The 19728-nt window shown below is 71.1% G+C and carries 17 protein-coding genes; 14 read left to right on the forward strand and 3 right to left on the reverse strand.

Going from position 1 to position 19728, the window contains the following annotated elements:
* Window positions 1-9: 9 nt before the first annotated feature.
* Both AC1MGR_RS10010 and AC1MGR_RS10015 read left to right on the forward strand, forming a co-directional pair.
* Window positions 10-882 carry a DMT family transporter gene (locus AC1MGR_RS10010; RefSeq protein ID WP_480234483.1) on the forward strand — a complete coding sequence of 291 codons (873 nt, stop codon included), beginning with the start codon at window positions 10-12 and terminating at the stop codon, window positions 880-882.
* A 213-nt stretch (window positions 883-1095) separates the two neighbouring features.
* Window positions 1096-2778, forward strand: a complete 1683-nt coding sequence (locus tag AC1MGR_RS10015) for an acyl-CoA dehydrogenase family protein (RefSeq protein WP_480234484.1) — start codon at window positions 1096-1098, stop codon at window positions 2776-2778.
* Between the two features lie 132 nt (window positions 2779-2910).
* Here the strand turns inward: AC1MGR_RS10015 and AC1MGR_RS10020 are convergent, their stop codons facing one another.
* Both AC1MGR_RS10020 and AC1MGR_RS10025 read right to left on the reverse strand, forming a co-directional pair.
* Window positions 2911-3093 carry a hypothetical protein gene (locus AC1MGR_RS10020; protein ID WP_108038726.1) on the reverse strand — a complete coding sequence of 61 codons (183 nt, stop codon included), beginning with the start codon at window positions 3091-3093 and terminating at the stop codon, window positions 2911-2913.
* Window positions 3094-3216: 123 nt separating this feature from the next.
* Complete coding sequence (locus AC1MGR_RS10025; protein WP_480234485.1) at window positions 3217-4491, reverse strand: glycosyltransferase family 4 protein; 1275 nt, start codon at window positions 4489-4491, stop codon at window positions 3217-3219.
* A gap of 143 nt (window positions 4492-4634) precedes the next feature.
* Between AC1MGR_RS10025 and AC1MGR_RS10030 the strand changes: the two genes are divergently transcribed.
* The 5 genes from AC1MGR_RS10030 to AC1MGR_RS10050 all read left to right on the forward strand — a co-directional run bounded on the left by AC1MGR_RS10030 (window position 4635) and on the right by AC1MGR_RS10050 (window position 10578).
* Complete coding sequence (locus tag AC1MGR_RS10030; protein ID WP_480234763.1) at window positions 4635-5882, forward strand: glycosyltransferase; 1248 nt, start codon at window positions 4635-4637, stop codon at window positions 5880-5882.
* Window positions 5883-6009: 127 nt separating this feature from the next.
* Entirely contained in the window at window positions 6010-6372 is a 363-nt protein-coding gene (locus AC1MGR_RS10035) for a phasin (protein ID WP_480234486.1), read from the forward strand.
* A 272-nt stretch (window positions 6373-6644) separates the two neighbouring features.
* Window positions 6645-7442 carry a hypothetical protein gene (locus AC1MGR_RS10040; RefSeq protein WP_480234487.1) on the forward strand — a complete coding sequence of 266 codons (798 nt, stop codon included), beginning with the start codon at window positions 6645-6647 and terminating at the stop codon, window positions 7440-7442.
* A 352-nt stretch (window positions 7443-7794) separates the two neighbouring features.
* Window positions 7795-9186, forward strand: coding sequence for a Do family serine endopeptidase (locus AC1MGR_RS10045; RefSeq protein ID WP_480234764.1), 1392 nt, complete (start codon window positions 7795-7797; stop codon window positions 9184-9186).
* Between the two features lie 72 nt (window positions 9187-9258).
* Window positions 9259-10578, forward strand: coding sequence for a replication-associated recombination protein A (locus AC1MGR_RS10050; RefSeq protein ID WP_480234488.1), 1320 nt, complete (start codon window positions 9259-9261; stop codon window positions 10576-10578).
* Window positions 10579-10588: 10 nt separating this feature from the next.
* Here AC1MGR_RS10050 and AC1MGR_RS10055 read toward each other — a convergent pair whose 3' ends face one another.
* Window positions 10589-10954, reverse strand: coding sequence for a hypothetical protein (locus tag AC1MGR_RS10055; RefSeq protein ID WP_480234489.1), 366 nt, complete (start codon window positions 10952-10954; stop codon window positions 10589-10591).
* 318 nt (window positions 10955-11272) lie between these two features.
* Between AC1MGR_RS10055 and AC1MGR_RS10060 the strand changes: the two genes are divergently transcribed.
* From AC1MGR_RS10060 to AC1MGR_RS10090, 7 genes are all read left to right on the forward strand, one after another.
* Window positions 11273-12769, forward strand: a complete 1497-nt coding sequence (locus AC1MGR_RS10060) for a carboxypeptidase M32 (RefSeq protein ID WP_480234490.1) — start codon at window positions 11273-11275, stop codon at window positions 12767-12769.
* 153 nt (window positions 12770-12922) lie between these two features.
* Window positions 12923-14170, forward strand: a complete 1248-nt coding sequence (locus AC1MGR_RS10065) for an Hsp70 family protein (protein WP_480234491.1) — start codon at window positions 12923-12925, stop codon at window positions 14168-14170.
* A gap of 91 nt (window positions 14171-14261) precedes the next feature.
* Window positions 14262-15746 (forward strand): RluA family pseudouridine synthase, encoded by a 1485-nt coding sequence (locus AC1MGR_RS10070; protein WP_480234492.1) that lies wholly within the window; start codon window positions 14262-14264, stop codon window positions 15744-15746.
* Between the two features lie 152 nt (window positions 15747-15898).
* Window positions 15899-16357, forward strand: coding sequence for a serine/threonine protein kinase (locus AC1MGR_RS10075; protein WP_480234493.1), 459 nt, complete (start codon window positions 15899-15901; stop codon window positions 16355-16357).
* 31 nt (window positions 16358-16388) lie between these two features.
* Window positions 16389-17066 (forward strand): HAD-IA family hydrolase, encoded by a 678-nt coding sequence (locus tag AC1MGR_RS10080; protein ID WP_480234494.1) that lies wholly within the window; start codon window positions 16389-16391, stop codon window positions 17064-17066.
* 93 nt (window positions 17067-17159) lie between these two features.
* Window positions 17160-17972: an ATP12 family chaperone protein gene (locus AC1MGR_RS10085; protein ID WP_480234495.1), complete on the forward strand. Its 813-nt coding sequence runs from the start codon at window positions 17160-17162 to the stop codon at window positions 17970-17972.
* A 164-nt stretch (window positions 17973-18136) separates the two neighbouring features.
* Window positions 18137-19669 (forward strand): acyl-CoA carboxylase subunit beta, encoded by a 1533-nt coding sequence (locus tag AC1MGR_RS10090; RefSeq protein ID WP_108038747.1) that lies wholly within the window; start codon window positions 18137-18139, stop codon window positions 19667-19669.
* Window positions 19670-19728: the final 59 nt, after the last annotated feature.

Here is a 19728-nt window from a genome sequence, read left to right on the forward strand (position 1 = left end):
GCGCCCGTCATGCCCGCGCCAGCCCCGCTCCTCGTCCCCGCCCTCTTCGTCGTGATCTGGGCGACGGGCTTCGTCGCGGCCCGCTTTGTGTCGCCCCATGCCGAGGCCTTCACCTTCGTGGCGATCCGGGTGGTCCTGGTCGCACTGGTGCTGGGCGCCCTCGCCCTGGCACGCGGGGCCCGCTGGCCGCGCGACCGCGCCAGCTGGTTCCACGCCGGGCTCGCCGGTCTGCTGATGCAGGGGATCTACGTGATCGGCGTGTTCTGGTCGGTGCAACACGGATTGCCGGCCGGTATCGCCGCCCTGGTCGGTAGCCTGCAGCCGCTACTGACCGCGACTCTGGCAGGGCCGGTCCTCGGCGAGCCGGTGAGCCGGCGGCGCTGGCTCGGCATCGGCACCGGCTTCGCCGGGGCGCTGCTCGTCCTGGCGCCCAAGATCGGTGCGTCGGATTCTGCCGGCATCCCGGTTCCGGCCCTGGCCGCCTGCCTCTTCGCGATGGTGGCGATGACCGGCGGCACTCTCTGGCAGAAGCGGCACGGCGCCGGGGCGGACCTCCTGAGCAATGCCACCGTCCAGTTCGCGGGCGCCGTCTGCCTCGCGGTGCCGGTCGCCCTCCTATTCGGAACCGGCGGCTTCGATGCCTCCACCCCCCTGTGGCTGGGCCTCGCCTGGTCGGTTTTGGTGAACTCGGTGGGCGGCATTCTGCTGCTGCTACTGCTGATTCGCCGGGGCGCCGTAGCAGGGGTCGCCTCCCTGCTGTTTCTGGTGCCGCCGGTCTCCGCGATGATGGCCTATGCGCTCTTCGACGAAGCGCTGGCGCCAATCCAGATGGGGGGCATGGCCATCGCCACGCTCGGTGTCGCTCTCGCCAGCCGTGGCTGAGAGGACGCCCCCCGAAAGGCGACTTTTTGTTTGAGGAACATCTCAATAAAATTCATGACTGCCCGAATAACCAAGAAGAATCAGGGTTTTTCGCCCTGGCGGATAATGAATTCGGGCGGGATAGAGCCGCACTGCGGCGAGACGCCTCTACAGGTGCGACGAACCTGCCTATAATGGACTGCAAAGCCTCATTCCTTTGCCAGCGAGTTTGCCATGTCAGCCTCTCCCGTCATCTCGACCGAACCGAAGGATCTCCTGAGCCTCGCGCGCGAAGCGGCCGAGGCCGCCAAAGCCCTCGTCGCCGAGGCAACCCGGCGCGTGCGCACCACGATCCTGTCGGACGAGGGCAAGATCTCGGCTGAGAAGATGGAAACCCAGCAGCACGCCACGCATGGCCTTGCCTGGATCGCCACCTACGCGGAGGGCGTGCGGGAGCTGGGCGCCTATGCCCAGCGCTTGACCGAGAGCGGTGAATTCGGTGAGACCGAGAGCCTCCTCGTCCGGATCGGCCTGGGTGAGTACCTCGACCAGATGTTCTCCGGCATTCCGATGAGCCAGGGCGAGATGGTGCGCCCCACCGGCTCCCTCGGCCTCGGCGCGCGCGAAGTCGCCAAGTTCCGCACCGAGGCGGTCGAGACCCTGATCGCCGAGGGCAACACCCCGGAGAACCGGGCCGCCCTCGTGGCCCGCATCCGCGACAACGGCGGCTCGGCCACCATCGGCAAGTCCGGCCTCGACGAGGACATGGAAGCGATCCGCTCTGAGATGCGCCGCTTCGGCCTCGCCGAAGTCGTGCCGCACGCCCACGAGTGGCACAGCCAGAACGCCTACATTCCGATGGAGATCGTCACGAAGATGGCCGAGCTCGGCGTCTTCGGCCTGACGATCCCGGAGGAATACGGCGGCATGGGCCTGCCGAAGATCTCCATGTGCGTGGTCTCGGAGGAACTGTCGCGCGCCTATATCGGCGTCGGCTCCCTCGGCACGCGCTCGGAGATCGCCGCCGAGTTGATCCTGTGCGGCGGCACCGAGGAGCAGAAGCACCGCTTCCTGCCCGGTATCGCCTCGGGCGACACCCTGCCGACCGCCGTGTTCACCGAGCCGAACACCGGCTCCGACCTCGCGAGCCTGCGCACCAAGGCGGTGCAGGACGGCGACGTCTGGAAGATCTCGGGCAACAAGACCTGGATCACGCACCCCGTGCGCGCAGACATCATGACCTGCCTGGTGCGTACAAAGCCCGAGGAGAAAGGTCACAAGGGTCTTTCGCTCCTCATCGCCGAGAAGCCGCGCGGAACCGATGCCGAGCCCTTCCCGGTCCAGGGCCTCTCGGGCGGCGAAATTCACGTCCTCGGCTATCGCGGCATGAAGGAATACGAGCTCGCCTTCGACAACTTCGAGGTGCCGGCCGGCAACCTCCTCGGCGAAGTCGAGGGCAAGGGCTTCGCCCAGCTCATGCAGACCTTCGAATCCGCCCGGATCCAGACGGCGGCCCGGGCCATCGGCGTGGCGCAGAACGCCCTCGACCTCGGCCTGCGCTATGCCGAAGAGCGGGTGCAGTTCGGCAAGGCCCTGATCAACTTCCCCCGCGTGGCCGACAAGATCGCCATGATGGCGGTGGAGATCAACATCGCCCGCCAGCTGACGTATTTCTCGGCCCGCGAGAAGGACGAAGGCAAGCGTTGTGATCTCGAGGCCGGCATGGCCAAGCTTCTCGGCGCACGCGTGGCCTGGGCGGCGGCCGACAACGCTCTACAGATTCATGGCGGCAACGGCTTTGCTCTGGAATACGCGGTGAGCCGCGTCCTGTGCGATGCGCGCATCCTGTCGATCTTCGAGGGTGCCGCCGAGATCCAGGCGCAGGTCATCGCCCGCCGCCTGCTCGAAGCCGCCTGAACCCGGCACGCCGATGCCGGAACGCCGGGGCGATCCGATCGCTCCGGCGTTCCGGTATTCCACGAGGGTGACGGCGAGGTCGCGCGCCTTGGAAGCCGCGCTCCCTGAATGTCACGTTCTTCGGAGGTCGCGCTACTTGGTGACCTTCACCGAGACGGGGTCGCTCGACGGGAAGGTCTCCTCCAGGGCTTCGTCGAGACGGGCGTCGAGCTCGCCCTTCTGGTTCTCGGGGCGGTTCTTGTCCGACCCCTTGGGGGCGGCCTGTCCGGTGGTGGAGATGGTGTCGGTCTCCGGGGACTTCTGCTGATCGGCCATCCTGGGCACTCCTTCGGGTCGCGGGTTGGCGCCTGTGTCGGCACGTCGTCCGGGACAACGCCGCGGGCGTCTCCGGTTTCCATGGACGGGACCGGAGCGCGCGCCGGGGCGCCGGGATCCCCCTCAGGGGGCGGCCGGGATCTGGGTCCGGGTCGCGGTGCGGTCGGTTCGGACACCGGCCGTCCGGGCCTCCCGCAGGACGAAATCATAAACCTGCGTCAGGCGGTCGAGATGCGCGTCCGGCGTCAGGGGCGCGGCCCAGTAGCGCTCGTAGGCGGCCCGGCTCATGCGCTCGGCCAAGCCATCGTCGGAGAGGCGGACGAGGTGGGCGGCCAGGGAATCCGGATCGCCCGAGCGGAACCAGAACCCGGTCTCGCCGTCCTCCACCGCCTCGCGGCCGGCACAGGCATCGCTGACGATCACCGGGGCGCCGCAGGCGAGCGCCTCGTACACCGTGAGGGGCTGGCCCTCGTACCAGACGCTCGGGAAGACCAGGGCGCGGGCCTGCCGCATCAGGGCCTGGACGCCGGCCTCGTCGCGCCAGCCCAGCATCACCGCCTCCGGATACCGGGACGCGAGATCGGCGCGGGCCGGCCCGTCCCCGACGAAGACCGGCCGGACGCCGGCGCGGCGGGCCGCCTCGGCGAAGATCGGCGCGCCCTTCTCGGTGGAGATGCGCCCGACGAACAGGACGTCGCCCGGCGGACCGGCACGGAGGGGCGCCTGGACCACCGCGATCGGGTTGTCGACCCGATGGAAGCGGGTCGAGCTCGGCAGGTGTGGGGCCACGACCCGTTCCTGCAGGGCGCTGAGGGTGACGATGTGCGGGAACAGCGCCTTCAGGCCGGCCACGTGCTCGAGGCCGAGGTGGCGCACCACCCGCAGCAGCTTGCGCGGGTAGCTGCGGGCGTCGCAGTTCGTGGTCAGGCAGCCCAGGGACATCGGCGTCCGGTGGCAGATCCGGGCGGCCGGATACTCGTAGAAGCCGCCGTTCGGGCAGACGAGGAAGAACTCGTGCATCGTGTAGAGCAGCGGGAGCCCGGAGGCCGCGAGGCTGCGCCCGATCGAGGGTGAGAGCGCCTTGGCGAAGGCGTGGACGTGGACCACGGTGTCCCGCGGGTCGAGACCGCGCAGTTCCTCCGCCAGGCGCCGGGCCGCCGGCCGGTTCCAGATCGCTTGCGCGGCGAAGGCGAGCTTGTTCGTCGTCGTGCCGATATCGTCCTGGCCGAGGCAGACCACGCGGATGCCGGCCGCCTCCAGGCGGGGATCGGCGGGCCCGACGGCGGCGAACACCGTGACGCTGTGGCCGCGCGCGCGCAGGCCGAGCCCGGCATCCAGCGCCACTTTGGCCTGTCCGCCATTGATGAACGCATGGTCGACGACGAGGACGAGGTGCATGGTGGACAGTCCCGGCCAACGACGAGGTCTTCACGGATCTTTACCGAACGTGCGTTGATCTCCGGTAAATCCATGGCTCTGTGGTGGTCCTCGGGCGGACCACCTCGGATTCCTTCGGCATCGCCACATCTCCGGGCCTCTCCATGCAGATCGTCGTGTTGGCGGAGTTCGCGGTGGCGAGCGGGGGCGCCGAGAAGGTGGCCGTCGAATCGGCACGCGGCCTCGCCGAGGCCGGAGCCGACGTGACCTACATCCAGGCCATCGACGGGCCGGCGGATGACCTCCTCGACCATCCCCGCATCCGCCGGATCGGCCTCGGCAACACGGACATCTGGCAGCGTCCGGCGCATCGCGCCGCGCTCACCGGGCTCTGGGACGCGGAGGCCGCCGCCCGGCTCGGCGCCGCCCTCGACGCGCTGCCGGTGCGGCCGGACCTGATCCATCTCCACCAGTGGACGCGCAGCCTGTCGCCCAGCGTCTTTCCGGCCCTGTTCGCGCGCGGCCTGCCGGTCGTGACGACCCTGCACGACTACTTCCTCGCCTGCCCGAACGGCGTCTATTACCGCTTCGACCGGGCCGAGCCCTGCACCCTGAAGCCGCTGTCGGCCGCCTGCATCGCAGCGCCCTGCGACGGCCGGAGCCGGCTCCACAAGCTGGTCCGCGTCGGACGCTCGGTCTCCCTGCGCGCCGCCCTGAAGCGGCAGCGCCTCGACGTCGTCCATGTCTGCGACGCGAGCGTGGCGCGGATGGGTGCGCTCCTGGACGGGCTGGCGGTCACCCATCACCGGGTCGACAACCCGGTGCGGGTCACCCGGCAGGCGCCCGCCGATCCGGCACGGGGCGATGCGCTGGCCTATGTCGGCCGCCTGACCCGCGAGAAGGGCGCCGACCTCGTGGCGGATGCCGCGCGGGCGGCCGGGCTCCCGGCCCTGTTCGTCGGCACCGGTCCCCTGGAGGACGAACTCCGGGCGCGCCCCGGGGTCGAACTCGTCGGCTGGCAGGCGCCGGACGCGGTCTGGGCGCTCCTGCGCCGCCGGGCCCGGGCGATCGCGGCGCCGTCCCGCTGGTACGAGACCGGGCCCCTGACGGTCTACGAGGCCCTGGCCAACGGCATTCCGGTGATCGCCTCGAACCGATCCGGCGCGTCCGAGACGGTCGTCGACGGGGTGAACGGTTATTCCGTCGCGCCGGAGCCCGAAGCCCTGACACGGGCGACCGCGACGCTGCACGACGCCGCACGAACGGCCAGCCTCGGCGCCGCCGCGCATGCCCGCTACTGGGCGAACCCCATGACGCTGGCGGCCCATACCGACGCACTGATCGCGGTCTACGAACGCATCCTGGCCGGCCGCGGGGTCGGACGCGCGCGGGCCGTCGCCCCGGCCGCTTGAAGCCGGGGTGAAAAGTTGGCAAAATTCTGCAACTTTTTGAAGCCGTCATCTTGACGTTGATGTTGCACCGCAACATAAAACTCTCGCAATGCATCGAATGAGTCGATGCACAGTGGAGAGAAGCGAGATGAACGGTCAGACCTTCGAGATCCCCGCCGAGATGCGCGCCTTCGCCGAGAAGAGCGTCGATCAGGCCCGCACGGCCGTGAGCACCTTCATCGGCACCGCCGTCAAGACGGCCGAGCAGATGCAGACCACCTCGAAGTCGGTGCAGGAATCCATGCAGACCGTCGTCGCCAAGGGTCTCGACCAGGTCCAGGAGAACGCCGCCGCGACGTTCGATTTCGCTCAGAAGCTGGTCCGCACCCGCGACGTGCGCGAGGCGATGGAGCTGCAGGGCGAGTTCCTCCGCAGCCAGATCGCCAACCTGCAGGCGCAGGCCAAGGATCTGGACGCCCTGGCCCAGAACACCCTTCGCCCCTCTGCCTGAACCCGGCCATCCGGTTCGAGACGCGCGGACGCCGCCCCCAAGCATCCCGGGGGCAGCGTCCGCCCGCTTGACGGGCGCCCCGCAGACATCCAGCCGATTCGGGTTATTCTTCCACCCGATCATCGTCCATCCGAAACGGCCAGGAGACAGTAGCCATGGCAAGACGGCGCAAAACGCCCTCCAGAGCGCAGGACCGAGCCGGAACGCGCCCGCAGACCGCGGGCGGCCAGGCCCCTGATAGCCTGACCACGGACAGCCACGAGGATGGACCGATGACCGTCGAGACCGTGCACGCTGTCGATGGGGGCGATTCGACGGACTCGTCCGGGTCGGCCCCTGCGGCGAATGTCCATGATGCCCTCCTCGAAGGTGTGTCCCCGACCGCCCTGGCGACGGCGAGCGAGAGCGACGGCGCGCCGGCCCCCGTCGTGACCGAGCCCGCTCCCGCCACCGGCGAGGCCTCCGAGGCCGAGATCACCGAGACTTCCGAGCCCGAGACCTCCGAGACCGAGACTTCCGAGCCCGAGATCTCCGCGAGCGAGACCTCCGAACGCGTCGAGGATCTTACCGTAGTCCAGGAGGAGCCGCCGGCACCGGTCGAGACCGCGCGGGAGACGGTCGAGGCGGCGACCGGCGCCGTCGAAGCCGCGAACGACGTCGTCGAGACCGTCGCCCGGATCGTGCCTGCGACCTTGCCCGCGACTTTGCCTTCGACCTGGCCCGCAACTTCGGCCGAGCCTCTGCCGGCGGCGCGGTCCGTCCTCGAAGCCTCTCAGGCGACGTTCGGCAAGATCGCGGACCTTGCGACATCGCCGCGGATCTCGGAGGTGCGAATCTCGGAAGTCCTGGGCGAGCTCGGCGAGGTGAACACCACGGTGCTCACCTATCTGCGCGGCGAGGGGGCCGCGGCGGTGGCCCACTGGCAGGCCCTCTCGGGCGCCAAGACCCCGGCCGATGCCATCCGCCTGCACGTCTCCGAGATGCAGCGCGCGGCCGATGCCTCGCTCAGCTGCTTCGCGGCCCTCGCCAAGCGCGCCAGCCGCTTCACCGGCACGATCGGCCGGCGCTGATACTTCCGGCTCCGGCGCCCCTCGCGCCGGCGACCCGACGCGTCTAGATATCCCGGAATCCGTCGCGGCGCCGTCCCAGACCGGGGCAGGGCGCCGCGCCAACGTCCCGGGAGCTTCCATGCCGCGCACGCCGCTCTTGCCGCGCACGTCCCTCTTGCCGCGCACGTCCCTCTTGCCGCGCACGTCCCTCTTGCCGCGCACGTCCCTCTTGCCGCGCACGTCCCTCTTGCCGCGCACGTCCCTCTTGCCGCGCACGTCCCTCTTGCCGCGCACGTCCCTCTTGCCGCGCACGTCCCTTCTGCTCGTCCCGCTGCTGACCGCGACGCTCGCCGCCGCGCCCGCCACGGCACAGATGATGAAGTCCCCGGCGGTCCCCGACCCCAGCGCGTCCGAGAAAGTGGTTCCCCTCGCCAAGGGCCAGGTGCAGCTCTCCTTCGCCCCCGTGGTGAAGCGGGCCGCTCCCTCCGTGGTGAACGTCTATGCCTCGCACGTGGACACCCGGGGCCAGAGCCGCAGCGCCATGGACGAGTTCATGCGGCGCTTCTTCGGCGACAACGGCGGGGGCCGCGGGCGCGGCGGCGCGCCGGGCGAACGCGCCCAGAAATCCCTCGGCTCCGGGGTGATCGTCGACGAATCCGGCCTCGTCATCACCAACAACCACGTCATCGAGAACATGAACGAGGTGCGCATCGCCCTCGCCGACCGGCGCGAGTTCGAAGCCACCATCGTGCTGCGCGACCCCCGCACCGATCTCGCCGTCGTGAAGATCAAGAGCCCGTCCGGCGGGCTGATCCCGATGGCCTTCGGCGATTCCGAGTCCCTCGAAGTCGGCGACTTCGTGATGGCGATCGGCAACCCGTTCGGGGTCGGCCAGACGGTGACGCAGGGGATCGTCTCGGCTCTGGCGCGCACGCAGGTCGGCTCCTCCGACTACCAGTTCTTTATCCAGACGGATGCCGCCATCAATCCCGGCAATTCCGGTGGCGCCCTGGTCAACCTCCAGGGCCAGCTGGTCGGGATCAACACCGCGATCTACTCGCAGTCGGGCGGCAGCCACGGCATCGGCTTCGCCATTCCTGCCAGCATGGTCCGCGCCGTGGTAGAGACGGCCAAGGGCGGGGCGAATGCCGTGCGGCGTCCCTGGCTCGGAGCGCGCGTCCAGAGCGTGACGCCCGACATCGCCGAGAGCATGGGCCTGGATCATCCGACCGGCGTGCTGGTGGCGAGCCTGCAGGCCAAGAGCCCGGCGGAGGAGGCCGGCCTCAAGCGCGGCGACCTCATCCTCACGGTGGACGGCAAGAGCGTCGACGACCCGGAGGCCTTCGGCTACCGCTTCGCCCTGAAGGGACTCACCGGCCAGACCCAGTTCGGCATCCTGCGCGGCACCGGGCGCTCGACCGTGGCGGTGAAGCTCGGCCCGGCGCCGGAGACGCGTCCGCGCGACACGCTGAAAGTGCGGACCCGCTCGCCCTTCCTCGGCGCGACCCTGGTGAACACATCCCCCGCCGTGGCGGAGGAGCTTCAGGCCGACTTCCCGGCGGACGGGGTCGCCGTCGCCAGCGTCGACGACGGCTCGATCGCCGCGCGCGCCGGCCTCCAGAAGGGCGACATGATCGTCGCCATCAACGGCATGCCGATCGCCACCACGAAGGACCTGGAGCGGATCACCCGCAACAGCCTCAACATGTGGGAGGTCTCGATCAACCGCGGCGGCGAGGTCATGACCTCGATGTTCGGGGGGTGAGGGCCCAGCCGGCAGGGGAGGCCGTGATTTTCCCGGTTGCGGGCGGCGGACACCCGCGTCTTTGATGCGCCGATGTCCGACCTGTTCGCCTCCGCCGGCCTGGCCAGCGCCGCCCCCCGCCCCCTCGCCGATGCCCTGCGTCCGAAAACCCTGGCGGAGGTGGTCGGGCAGGAGCACCTGACCGGGCCCGACGGGGCCCTGACCCGGCTCCTCAACGCGCGCGCCTTCGGCTCCCTGGTGTTCTGGGGGCCGCCGGGCACCGGCAAGACCACGGTGGCGCGGCTCCTGGCGCACGAGACCGACCTGCATTTCGAGCAGATCTCGGCGATCTTCTCGGGCATCGCCGAACTCCGGAAGGTGTTCGACGCGGCGCGCGGGCGCCGGGCGATGGGGCGGGGCACCCTCCTCTTCGTCGACGAGATCCACCGCTTCAACCGGGCGCAGCTCGACGCCTTCCTGCCCGTGATGGAGGACGGCACGGTGACGCTGGTCGGCGCCACCACGGAGAACCCGTCCTTCGAGTTGAACGCCGCGCTGCTGTCGCGGGCGCGGGTGCTCCTGTTCCGGGCCCTCGACGCGGCGGCCATCGCCAAGCTGCTGGTGCGGGCGGAGGCGCTGACCGGCCAGCCGCTTCCCCTGGACGCCGAGGCCCGCGGGGTCCTGGTCCGCATGGCCGACGGGGACGGGCGGGCCTCCCTGACCCTCGCCGAGGAGGTCTGGCGCTCGGCCAAGCCGGGCGAGACCTTCGACGCGGAGCAGCTGCAGGCGATCATCCAGCGCCGCGCACCGATCTACGACAAGTCGCAGGAGGGGCACTACAACCTCGTCAGCGCCCTGCATAAGACCGTGCGGGGCTCCGACCCGGACGCGGCGCTCTACTATCTCTGCCGGATGCTCGACGGGGGCGAGGACCGCCTGTTCATCGCCCGGCGGCTGGTGCGCATGGCGGTGGAGGATATCGGGCTGGCCGACCCGCAGGCCCTGGTGGTCGCCACCGCCGCCAAGGACGCCTTCGACTTCCTCGGCTCGCCGGAGGGTGAACTGGCGCTGGCCCAGGTCACGGTCTACCTCGCCTGCGCGCCGAAATCGAACGCGGTCTACAACGCCTACAAGGCCGCCACGCGGGTGGCAAAAGAGCACGGTTCGCTGCCGCCGCCCCGCACCATCCTCAACGGCTCGACGAAGCTGATGCGCAAGATCGGGTACGGCGAGGGCTATCGCTACGACCACGACGAGCCCGACGCCTTCTCGGGCCAGGATTACTGGCCGGAGACGCTCGGGCGCCAGCAGTTCTACGAACCGACGGATCGCGGCATGGAGCAGCGCTACACCGAGCGCCTGGCCCACTGGGAGGCCCTGCGCTGGCAGCGGCGCGCCGACGACGGCGCGTGAAGCCCCGCGGCTAGTCGGTCGACGCGAGGCGCAGGTGAAAGCCGTCCCGGATGGCCCGCGGGACCGGTCCCGTGACCTCCGGGGCCTCGCCGAGGCGCAGGGTGAAGGCCATCTCGTCGGTGGGCAGCGGCTTGGCGGTGACGGGCGGCATCGCTTGCGCGAGACAGGTGCCGAGACCGATGGCCGCGGCGACCTGACCGCCGATCCAGGGAAGGAGCGTCCGGTGGAGGGACGGGGGCCGTGATCCGGCCGGCGTCACGGCGGTCAGGTCCGGCACGATGGCCACCCGGGCGGTCGCGGATGCCGCGCCGCCCGGTGCCAGCGGGAATGCGCTGAAATCGAAGACGACGGAGTCGTCGCTGAGCGGGGCGGGCACGGGTTCCATGTCGTTCAAACTGGACCGACTCCGCTAACATCGCCTTAACTGCGGAAACCCCGGGTGGACCTGTCCTGGCCGGGAAGACGCCAAGTCTTCCGCGGCATCCGAAGTCTTGCCGGGTCTCCGAAGTCTTGCCGGGCATCCGAAGTCTTGCGGGCCGTTCGAGACCTTGCGGGGTGTCCGCGATCGCGCCGCCCGGCCTTGCCACCGGGGGGGCGCCATGGTGGGGTTCGCGGCGCGGGGCGTCCCCGGTCTCGCCGCACCCTCCGGACCGATGTGCCCCGGCCACGACCCAGCAGGACCCTCCGAGCCAGCATGCAGGCCTATCCGCTCCTCTCCGCCCGCTTCGCGCGCCTCGGCGCCCTCGGCGACGCCGCCGGGCTCCTCCACTGGGACCGCCAGACGCTGATGCCCGCCGGGGCGGCCGGCATGCGGGCCGAGCAGCTCGCCCAGCTCGCGGTCATCGGCCACGAGGTCCTGACGGCCCCGGAGACCGGCGACCTGATCGCCCGGTCCCTCGACGAGGCGCCGGGCCTCGGCCCGTGGGAGCAGGCGAACCTGCGCGAGATGCGGCGGGCCTATCTCCACGCCGCCGCGGTGCCCGCCGATCTCGTGGCGGCGAGCTCGAAGGCGTCGTCGCACTCGGGCATGGTCTGGCGCGAGGCGCGGGCGCGCGCCGACTTCGCCATGCTGGCGCCGGCCCTGGGCGAGACCCTGCGCCTACAGCGGGAGGTCGGCGCGGCGAAGGGGGCCGCCCTCGGCCTCGATCCGTACGACGCCCTCCTCGACGGCTACGATCCCGGGATGCGCCGCGCGACGATCGATCCGCTCTTCGCCCGCCTGCGCGCCGCCCTGCCGGACCTGATCGCGGCGGTTCACGCCCGCCAGGCGCGGGAGCCGGCCCCGCTGCCCCTGACCGGCCCGTTTCCGGTGGAGACGCAGAAGGCGATCGGGGAACGGCTGATGCGCGCCGTCGGCTTCGATTTCGCGCGGGGCCGGCTCGACATCAGCCTCCACCCCTTCTGCGGCGGCGCCACGGACGATGTGCGGATCACCACCCGCTACGATGCCGCCGATGCCACCAGCGCCCTGATGGGCGTGCTGCACGAGACCGGGCACGCCCTCTACGAACAGGGGCTGCCCGCCGCCTGGCGCCACCAGCCGGTCGGGACCGCCCGCGGCATGACCCTGCACGAGAGCCAGTCGCTGCTGGTGGAGATGCAGGCCTGCCGCTCGGAGGCGTTCTGCGCCTATCTCGCGCCGATCCTGGCGGAGGCCTTCGGCGGGGAGGGACCCGCCTGGAGCGCCCGGAACCTGTACCGGTGCTACACGCGCGTGGCGCCGGGCTTCATCCGGGTCGATGCGGACGAGGTGACCTACCCGGCGCACATCCTCCTGCGCTACGGGCTGGAGACCGCGATGATCGGGGGCGATCTGGCGGTCGCCGACCTGCCGGGCGCCTTCAACGACGGCCTGCACGACCTCCTCGGGCTCACCGTCCCCGACGACCGGGTCGGCTGCCTGCAGGACATCCACTGGCCGAGCGGCAGCTTCGGCTACTTCCCGACATACACCCTCGGCGCGATGGCGGCGGCGCAGCTGTTCCGCGCGGCCCGGGACTTGAGGCCCGACCTGCCGTCCGACCTGGCCAGGGGCGATTTCACGGCCCTGCGCGGATGGCTGGGCGAGGCGGTCCACGCCCGCGGCTCCCTTCTCGAGACCGATGCGCTGCTCGTCGCCGCCACCGGCAAACCCCTCGGCGCGGAGGACTTCATGGCCCACCTGCGGCTGCGCTATCTCGGGGAGGGCTGAGACGCCCGCGCCGGGCGATTCGTCGCCCGGTTCGCCCGGGAGCCGGGGAGCCCCGGCCCGCGGTTTCGCGTCCCGGGATGGTGGACCGGACGCGGGGCAGCCTGTAGGCCGGCGGCCCCTTAACCTCGGCGGACCTGACGTCCGGAGATCCTCATGGCGGCCTGCGGCCTCGATTTCGGCACCTCGAACACCACCCTCGGCCTCGTCACCGGACAGCGCCCGCAGCTCGTGCCCCTGGAGGGGCGCCACGTCACGATCCCGAGCGCGATCTTCTTTCCGCCGGGACAGGCGCCGGTCGTCGGACGGGCCGCCATGGCCGAGTACCTCGAGGGAACACCGGGCCGGTTGATGCGGAGCCTCAAGTCGGTGCTGGGCTCGTCCCTCCTGGAGGAGACGACCCCCGTCGGCCGCGAGCGCATCAAGTTCCGCGACGTCATCGCCCGCTATCTCGCGGCCGTGAAGACGCGGGCGGAGGCGGCGGCGGGCCGAAGCCTCGACACGGTCGTCCACGGCCGCCCGGTCCACTTCGTCGACGGCGATCCGGAGGGCGATGCCCGCGCCGAGGAGGCGCTCCGGGCGATCGCCACCGGCATCGGCTTCCGCCACGTCTCGTTCCAGTTCGAGCCGATCGCGGCGGCCCTCGACTACGAGCAGCAGGTCGGGTCGGAGGAGATCGCCCTCATCGCGGATATCGGCGGCGGCACCTCGGATTTCTCCATCGTGCGCCTCTCGCCGGAGCGGCACGCCCGACCCGATCGCAGCGGCGACATCCTCGCCAATGACGGGGTGCGCATCGGCGGGACGGACTTCGACCGCCGGCTGAGCCTCGGCACGGTGATGCCGCTGCTCGGGCTCGGGAGCGCGATGACGCGGGGCGACCTCGACGTCCCCACGGGCTATTTCCACGACCTCGCTACCTGGTCGAGCATCAACCGGCTCTACAACGCCAAGACCCTGCGCGAGATCGAGGAAGTCCGCCGGGACGCGAGGCGGCCCGACCTGCTGGCCCGGCTCCACACCGTCGTCGAAGCCGAGCGCGGGCACTCCCTGGCGATGGAGGTGGAGGGCGCCAAGATCGCCACCTCGGAGGCCGGGCAGGGCCGGATCGACCTGGACTGGGTCGAGGCGAATCTCAGGGCGGACATCGACCGGGAGGGCCTCGTCGTTCACACCGACGAGCTCGCGCGGCGGATCGCCGAGCGGATCGCGCGATGCCTGACGCAAGCCGGCCTCTCGGCCGACCGGATCGACGCCCTGTTCCTCACCGGGGGCTCCACCGGCCTGCCCCATGTCCGCGCCGCCCTGACCGCCGGCGTCCCGAACGCCCGGGTGGTCGAGGGGGACACCTTCGGCTCGGTCGGCACCGGGCTGACGCTGGAGGCGGCGCGACGGGCCGCCTGAGTCCAGGCCGAGGCCCGGAAAAGCTCACCCGGCCCGGCGACATCGCCCCCGTGCCCTTTGTGGCGGCGCCGGCCGGTGTTACGAGCAGGCCATGACCACACGACCACCTTCACGCGGCGGCTCCGGGCGCAAGGGCGCCAGCAAGGGCGCCGGCGCCGGCCGCGGCGCACCGCCCGGCCGCCCCGGCCGGCCCGGCAAGCCGGGCGCCTTCAAGCGCCCGGACCGCGAGCGCACCGGCCCGCGCACCAGCGCCCTCGATGCGGCCCAGCGCGCGGCGCAGGCGCGCGGCGATGCCGCGGCCAAGCACGCACCCTGGCGCCCCGGCCAGGAGGCCCGGGACCGCGAGACCGGCCCGCAGGAGGGCTTCGGGCAGGACAGGTTCGGGCAGGACAGGTTCGGACAGGACGGCTTCGAGAGAACGGACGAAGCCCCCCGGCGCGCCCCGCGCACCCGGGCCGAGCGACCGGCCCCGGCCGGTGCCGCGCCGCGCCGCCCGGATGCGGGCGCCCGCGAGACCGCACCGGTTCCGGAGGGACCGACCCGGCGCGAGCAGCGCGCCGCCGCCTCCGCGACCCTGGCCTCCGGCGTCCAGACCCTCACGGTGGAGGAGGACGAGGCCGGGATGCGGATCGACCGCTTCCTGACCACGCGCTTCCCCCAGCTGCCCTTCACCCGCGTCCAGAGCATCGTGCGCAAGGGCGAGCTCCGGGTCGACGGCAAGCGCGCCAAGCCCAACGACCGGCTCGAGCCGGGCATGAGCGTGCGCGTGCCGCCGCTGAAGCTCGAGGCCCAGGGCGAGCGCCCCCGCTCGGCCGCGAAGGACGCCACCGACGCCGACTTCATCCGCTCGCTCATCCTCTACGAGGATGCCGAGATGATGATCCTGAACAAGCCCTTCGGCCTCGCCGTGCAGGGCGGCTCCGGCACCGTGCGGCACGTGGATGGCCTCCTGGAGGCGCTGACGGGCAAGGACGGGCAGAAGCCGCGCCTGGTTCACCGGCTCGACAAGGACACCGCCGGCTGCCTCATCGTGGCCAAGACGCGACTGGCCGCCGCGACGCTGGCCAAGAGCTTCCGGTCGCGCTCGGCCCGGAAGGTCTACTGGGCGCTCACCGCCGGTGTGCCGCGGGTGGCGCAGGGCCGGATCTCGACCTACCTCGCCAAGGAGGAGCCCACGGACGCGGATGCGCGCATGCGGGTCGCCAAGCACGGCGACGAGGGCGCCGCGCACGCCCTGACCTACTACGCCATGGTCGACAACGCGGCCCAGAAGCTGTCGTGGCTGTCGCTGAAGCCGGTGACCGGGCGCACGCACCAGTTGCGCGCGCACGCCGCCCATATCGGACACCCCATCGTGGGCGACCCGAAATACTTCAGCATCGAGAATTGGGAGCTGCCCGGCGGCATCCAGAACCGGCTGCATCTCCTCGCGCGCCGGATCGTGATCCCGCATCCGCGTACGGGACAGCCCGTGGACGTCACGGCCCCGCTTCCGCCGCATATGGCGCAGAGCTGGAACCTGCTCGGGTTCGACGCATCCCGCTACGATCCCATCGTGGAGGCGCCGGAAGCCTGAAGCCCCCTCCCGCTCCCGGGAGGTGCGGCACCTCGCCGGAGGACGAGGGGGGCGGGCGCCACGGTTGCACCTTGGCAAGCGCCCGCCATGCCTTATCCTCCTGATCCATCCCGGCGGGCACGTTGCCACCGGCCAAGGACCGTCGCGCCACGATGCATCGAGACACGATCCTGACGCCGGCGATCGGCTTCGCATTCCTGACCCTCACGGCCATCGGCGCCGGCGGTACGCTCAGCACCGCCGCGATGGCGCAGGCGGCCCCACCGGCCCAGACCCAGACGAGGACGCAGCCGCAGGCGCCGGCGACGCCCCAGACGGCGGCGCAGCCGCAGGCGGCACCGGCCGCCCCGCCGCAGGGCGCGGGCGCCCAAAGCCCGGGCGCACAGGCGCCGGGAGCACGGCCGGCGGGTACCAGTCAGGCCGTGGGCACGGCCGGCGGGCGCGGCGCGGCACAGGTCGGCCGGCCCCGGCGGCGCTCCTACGCCGCCTGCAACCGGATCTCGCACACCCGGGGTCTGCGCGGCGGGGCCCGGCGCCGGTTCCTCGTCCGGTGCAAGCTCGGCTACGATCGTCCCCGGAACGGTCAGCCCCAGGGCACCCGACAGCCGTGAGGACGGCGTCTCGCAGCACGAGCCAGAATCCGTGAAGCTCATCGTCTTCGACGTCGACGGAACCCTCGTCGACAGCCAGCACCTCATCGTGGCCGCGCAGGGCATGGCCTTCGCCGAGCACGGCCTGACGGCGCCGAGCCGAACCGAATCGCTCTCGGTGGTCGGCCTGTCGCTGCCGCAGGCCTTCCGGCGCCTCGTCGGCGACGATGGCCCGATCGAAGGCCTGTCCGAGAGCTACAAGCGCGCCTTCAACATCCTGCGCCTCGATCCGAACTACGAGGAGCCGCTGTTCCCCGGCATGGAAGCGCTGCTCGCGCGCCTCCATGCCCGCGACGACGTGCAGCTCGGCATCGCCACCGGCAAGGCGCGGCGCGGGGTCGATCGCCTGATCGAGACCCATGGCTGGCGGGGATGGTTCGCCACGACCCAGAGCGCCGACGACGCGCCCTCCAAGCCCGATCCCGCCATGCTGCTCCAGGCCATGGCGGAGACCGGAGCCGGGCCGGACGCCACCGTGATGATCGGCGACACCACCTACGACATGACGATGGCGGTCAGTGCCGGCACCGCCGCCGTCGGCGTGGCCTGGGGCTACCACCCCGTCGGCGCGCTCTTCGGCGCGGGGGCCTCGATCGTCGTCGACACCGCGGAGGACCTCGGCGCCCTGTTCTCCGGCGATCCGCGCGCCGCGGCGGCGGCCCAGGCCTGACCCCGCCGCGGCACCGGGGACCCGAGACTCAAGACTTAAGACGAGAGACGCGGCGTCTCGCAGCCCGCGCGGCGATGCCCTATCTGCAGAACCATGAGCGACGATTCCAAGACCGACTGGCTCGGTGATCCCGAGCATCCTGCCCAGCCCGAGCACCCTTCTCAGCCCGATCCGACCCGCGCGGCCCGGGGCCCCGGCAAGCCCGCCCTGCCGAAGCGGTTCTACGGCGAGGCCGGTCTCGCCCCGCATGGGGACGGCTTCCGGCTGACCCTCGACGGGCGCCCGGCGAACACGCCGGCCCGCAATCCCCTGGCCCTGCCGACCCGCGCCCTCGCGGAAGCCGTGGCGGCCGAGTGGGGGGCGCAGGTCGCGGTCATCGACCCCGCCACCATGCCGCTGACGCGGCTCGCCAACACCGCCATCGACGGGGTCGCGCCGCGCCGCGAGGCTGTGGTGGACGACCTGTCGGCTTATGCGGGGACCGACCTGCTGGCGTATCGCGCCGGCGATCCCGAGCGCCTCGTGCGCGCCCAGGCCGAGGCGTGGGATCCGATCCTCGACTGGGCGCACCAGGATCTGGGCGCCCGCTTCATCCTCGCCGAAGGGGTGATGCACGTCACCCAGCCGGACACCACCGTGGCGGCCCTGCGCCGGGCGATCGGCGAGACCGAAGGCCCGTTCCGGCTGGCCGCGCTCCACACCTTGACCACGCTGAGCGGGTCGCTCGTCCTCGCCCTGGCGGTCCTGCGGGGGCAGGTCACGCCCGCCGAAGCCTGGGCGGCGGCCCATGTCGACGAGACCTATCAGGCGAGCGTCTGGGGCCGGGACGCGGAAGCCGAGGCGCGCCACGCCGCACGGCAGGCCGAATTCGAGGCCGCGGCGCAGTTGGCACACTTGAGCCGTTAAATCGATTTTCGCGGAAAGCGCCACGTGCTAAGGCCGGTTCAAATCGCGACCGCCAAGGTTCCCGCCAAGGTTCCTGAGACGGTGACCGTCAAGGTCTCGGCCGAGGTCTCGGCTCAGGGTCTTGCGGAACGCGACGTCATCTTTCCAACCAGGGTCGAGCGCGCATGAAGGACATTCTCGAGAAGCTGGAAGAGCGGCGCGCCCAGGCCCGCCTCGGCGGCGGCGAAAACCGCGTCGTGGCCCAGCACAAGCGTGGCAAGCTGACCGCGCGCGAGCGCATCGAACTCCTCCTCGACCACGGGTCGTTCGAGGAGTTCGACATGTTCGTGCAGCACCGCTCCACCGATTTCGGCATGGAGAAGCAGAAGATCCCCGGCGACGGCGTCGTCACGGGTTGGGGCACCATCAACGGCCGCACCGTCTTCCTGTTCTCCAAGGACTTCACGGTGTTCGGCGGCTCCCTGTCCGAGGCGCACGCGGCCAAGATCGTCAAGGTCCAGGACATGGCCCTGAAGATGCGCGCGCCGATCATCGGCATCTTCGATGCCGGCGGCGCCCGCATCCAGGAGGGCGTCGCGGCGCTGGGCGGCTACGGCGAGGTCTTCCGCCGCAACGTCGCGGCCTCGGGCGTCATCCCGCAGATCTCCGTCATCATGGGCCCCTGCGCGGGCGGCGACGTCTACTCGCCGGCCATGACCGACTTCATCTTCATGGTGCGCGACACGAGCTACATGTTCGTGACCGGCCCCGACGTGGTGAAGACCGTCACCAACGAGGTCGTGACCGCGGAAGAGCTCGGCGGCGCCAAGGTCCACACCACCAAATCCTCCATCGCCGACGGCTCCTTCGAGAACGACGTCGAGGCGATCCTGCAGATCCGCCGGCTGCTCGACTTCCTGCCCGCCAACAACATCGACGGCGTGCCGGAGATCGAGAGCTTCGACGATCCCCTGCGCCTCGACATGAGCCTCGACACGCTGATCCCGGACAACCCGAACAAGCCCTACGACATGGGTGAGCTGATCCGGCGCGTGGCCGACGAGGGCGACTTCTTCGAGATCCAGGCGACCTACGCCCGCAACATCATGACGGGCTTCGGGCGCATCGAGGGCCGCACCGTCGGCTTCGTGGCCAACCAGCCGATGGTGCTGGCCGGCGTGCTCGACTCGGACGCCTCCCGGAAGGCGGCGCGCTTCGTGCGCTTCTGCGACGCCTTCTCGATCCCGATCGTCACCTTCGTGGACGTGCCGGGCTTCCTGCCGGGCACCGCGCAGGAATACGGCGGCCTGATCAAGCACGGCGCCAAGCTGCTCTTCGCCTATAGCCAAGCGACGGTGCCGCTCGTCACCATCATCACCCGCAAGGCCTTCGGCGGGGCCTACGACGTGATGGCCTCCAAGCACGTGGGTGCCGACCTCAACTACGCCTGGCCCACCGCGCAGATCGCCGTGATGGGCGCCAAGGGCGCGGTGGAGATCATCTTCCGCAGCGAGATCGGCGATGCGGAGAAGATCGCCGAGCGCACCGGCGAGTACGAGGACCGCTTCCTCTCGCCCTTCGTGGCCGCCGAGCGGGGCTACATCGACGAGGTGATCATGCCGCACTCGACCCGCAAGCGCATCGCCCGGGCGCTCAGCATGCTGCGCACCAAGGAGATGGAGCAGCCCTGGAAGAAGCACGATAACATCCCGCTCTGAGTGCGGGGACCGGCCCGGTACCCCGCCGGGCCGGCCTCGCGAAACATTCCGATGGCCTA

The organism is Methylobacterium sp. BI1 (assembly GCF_056680125.1).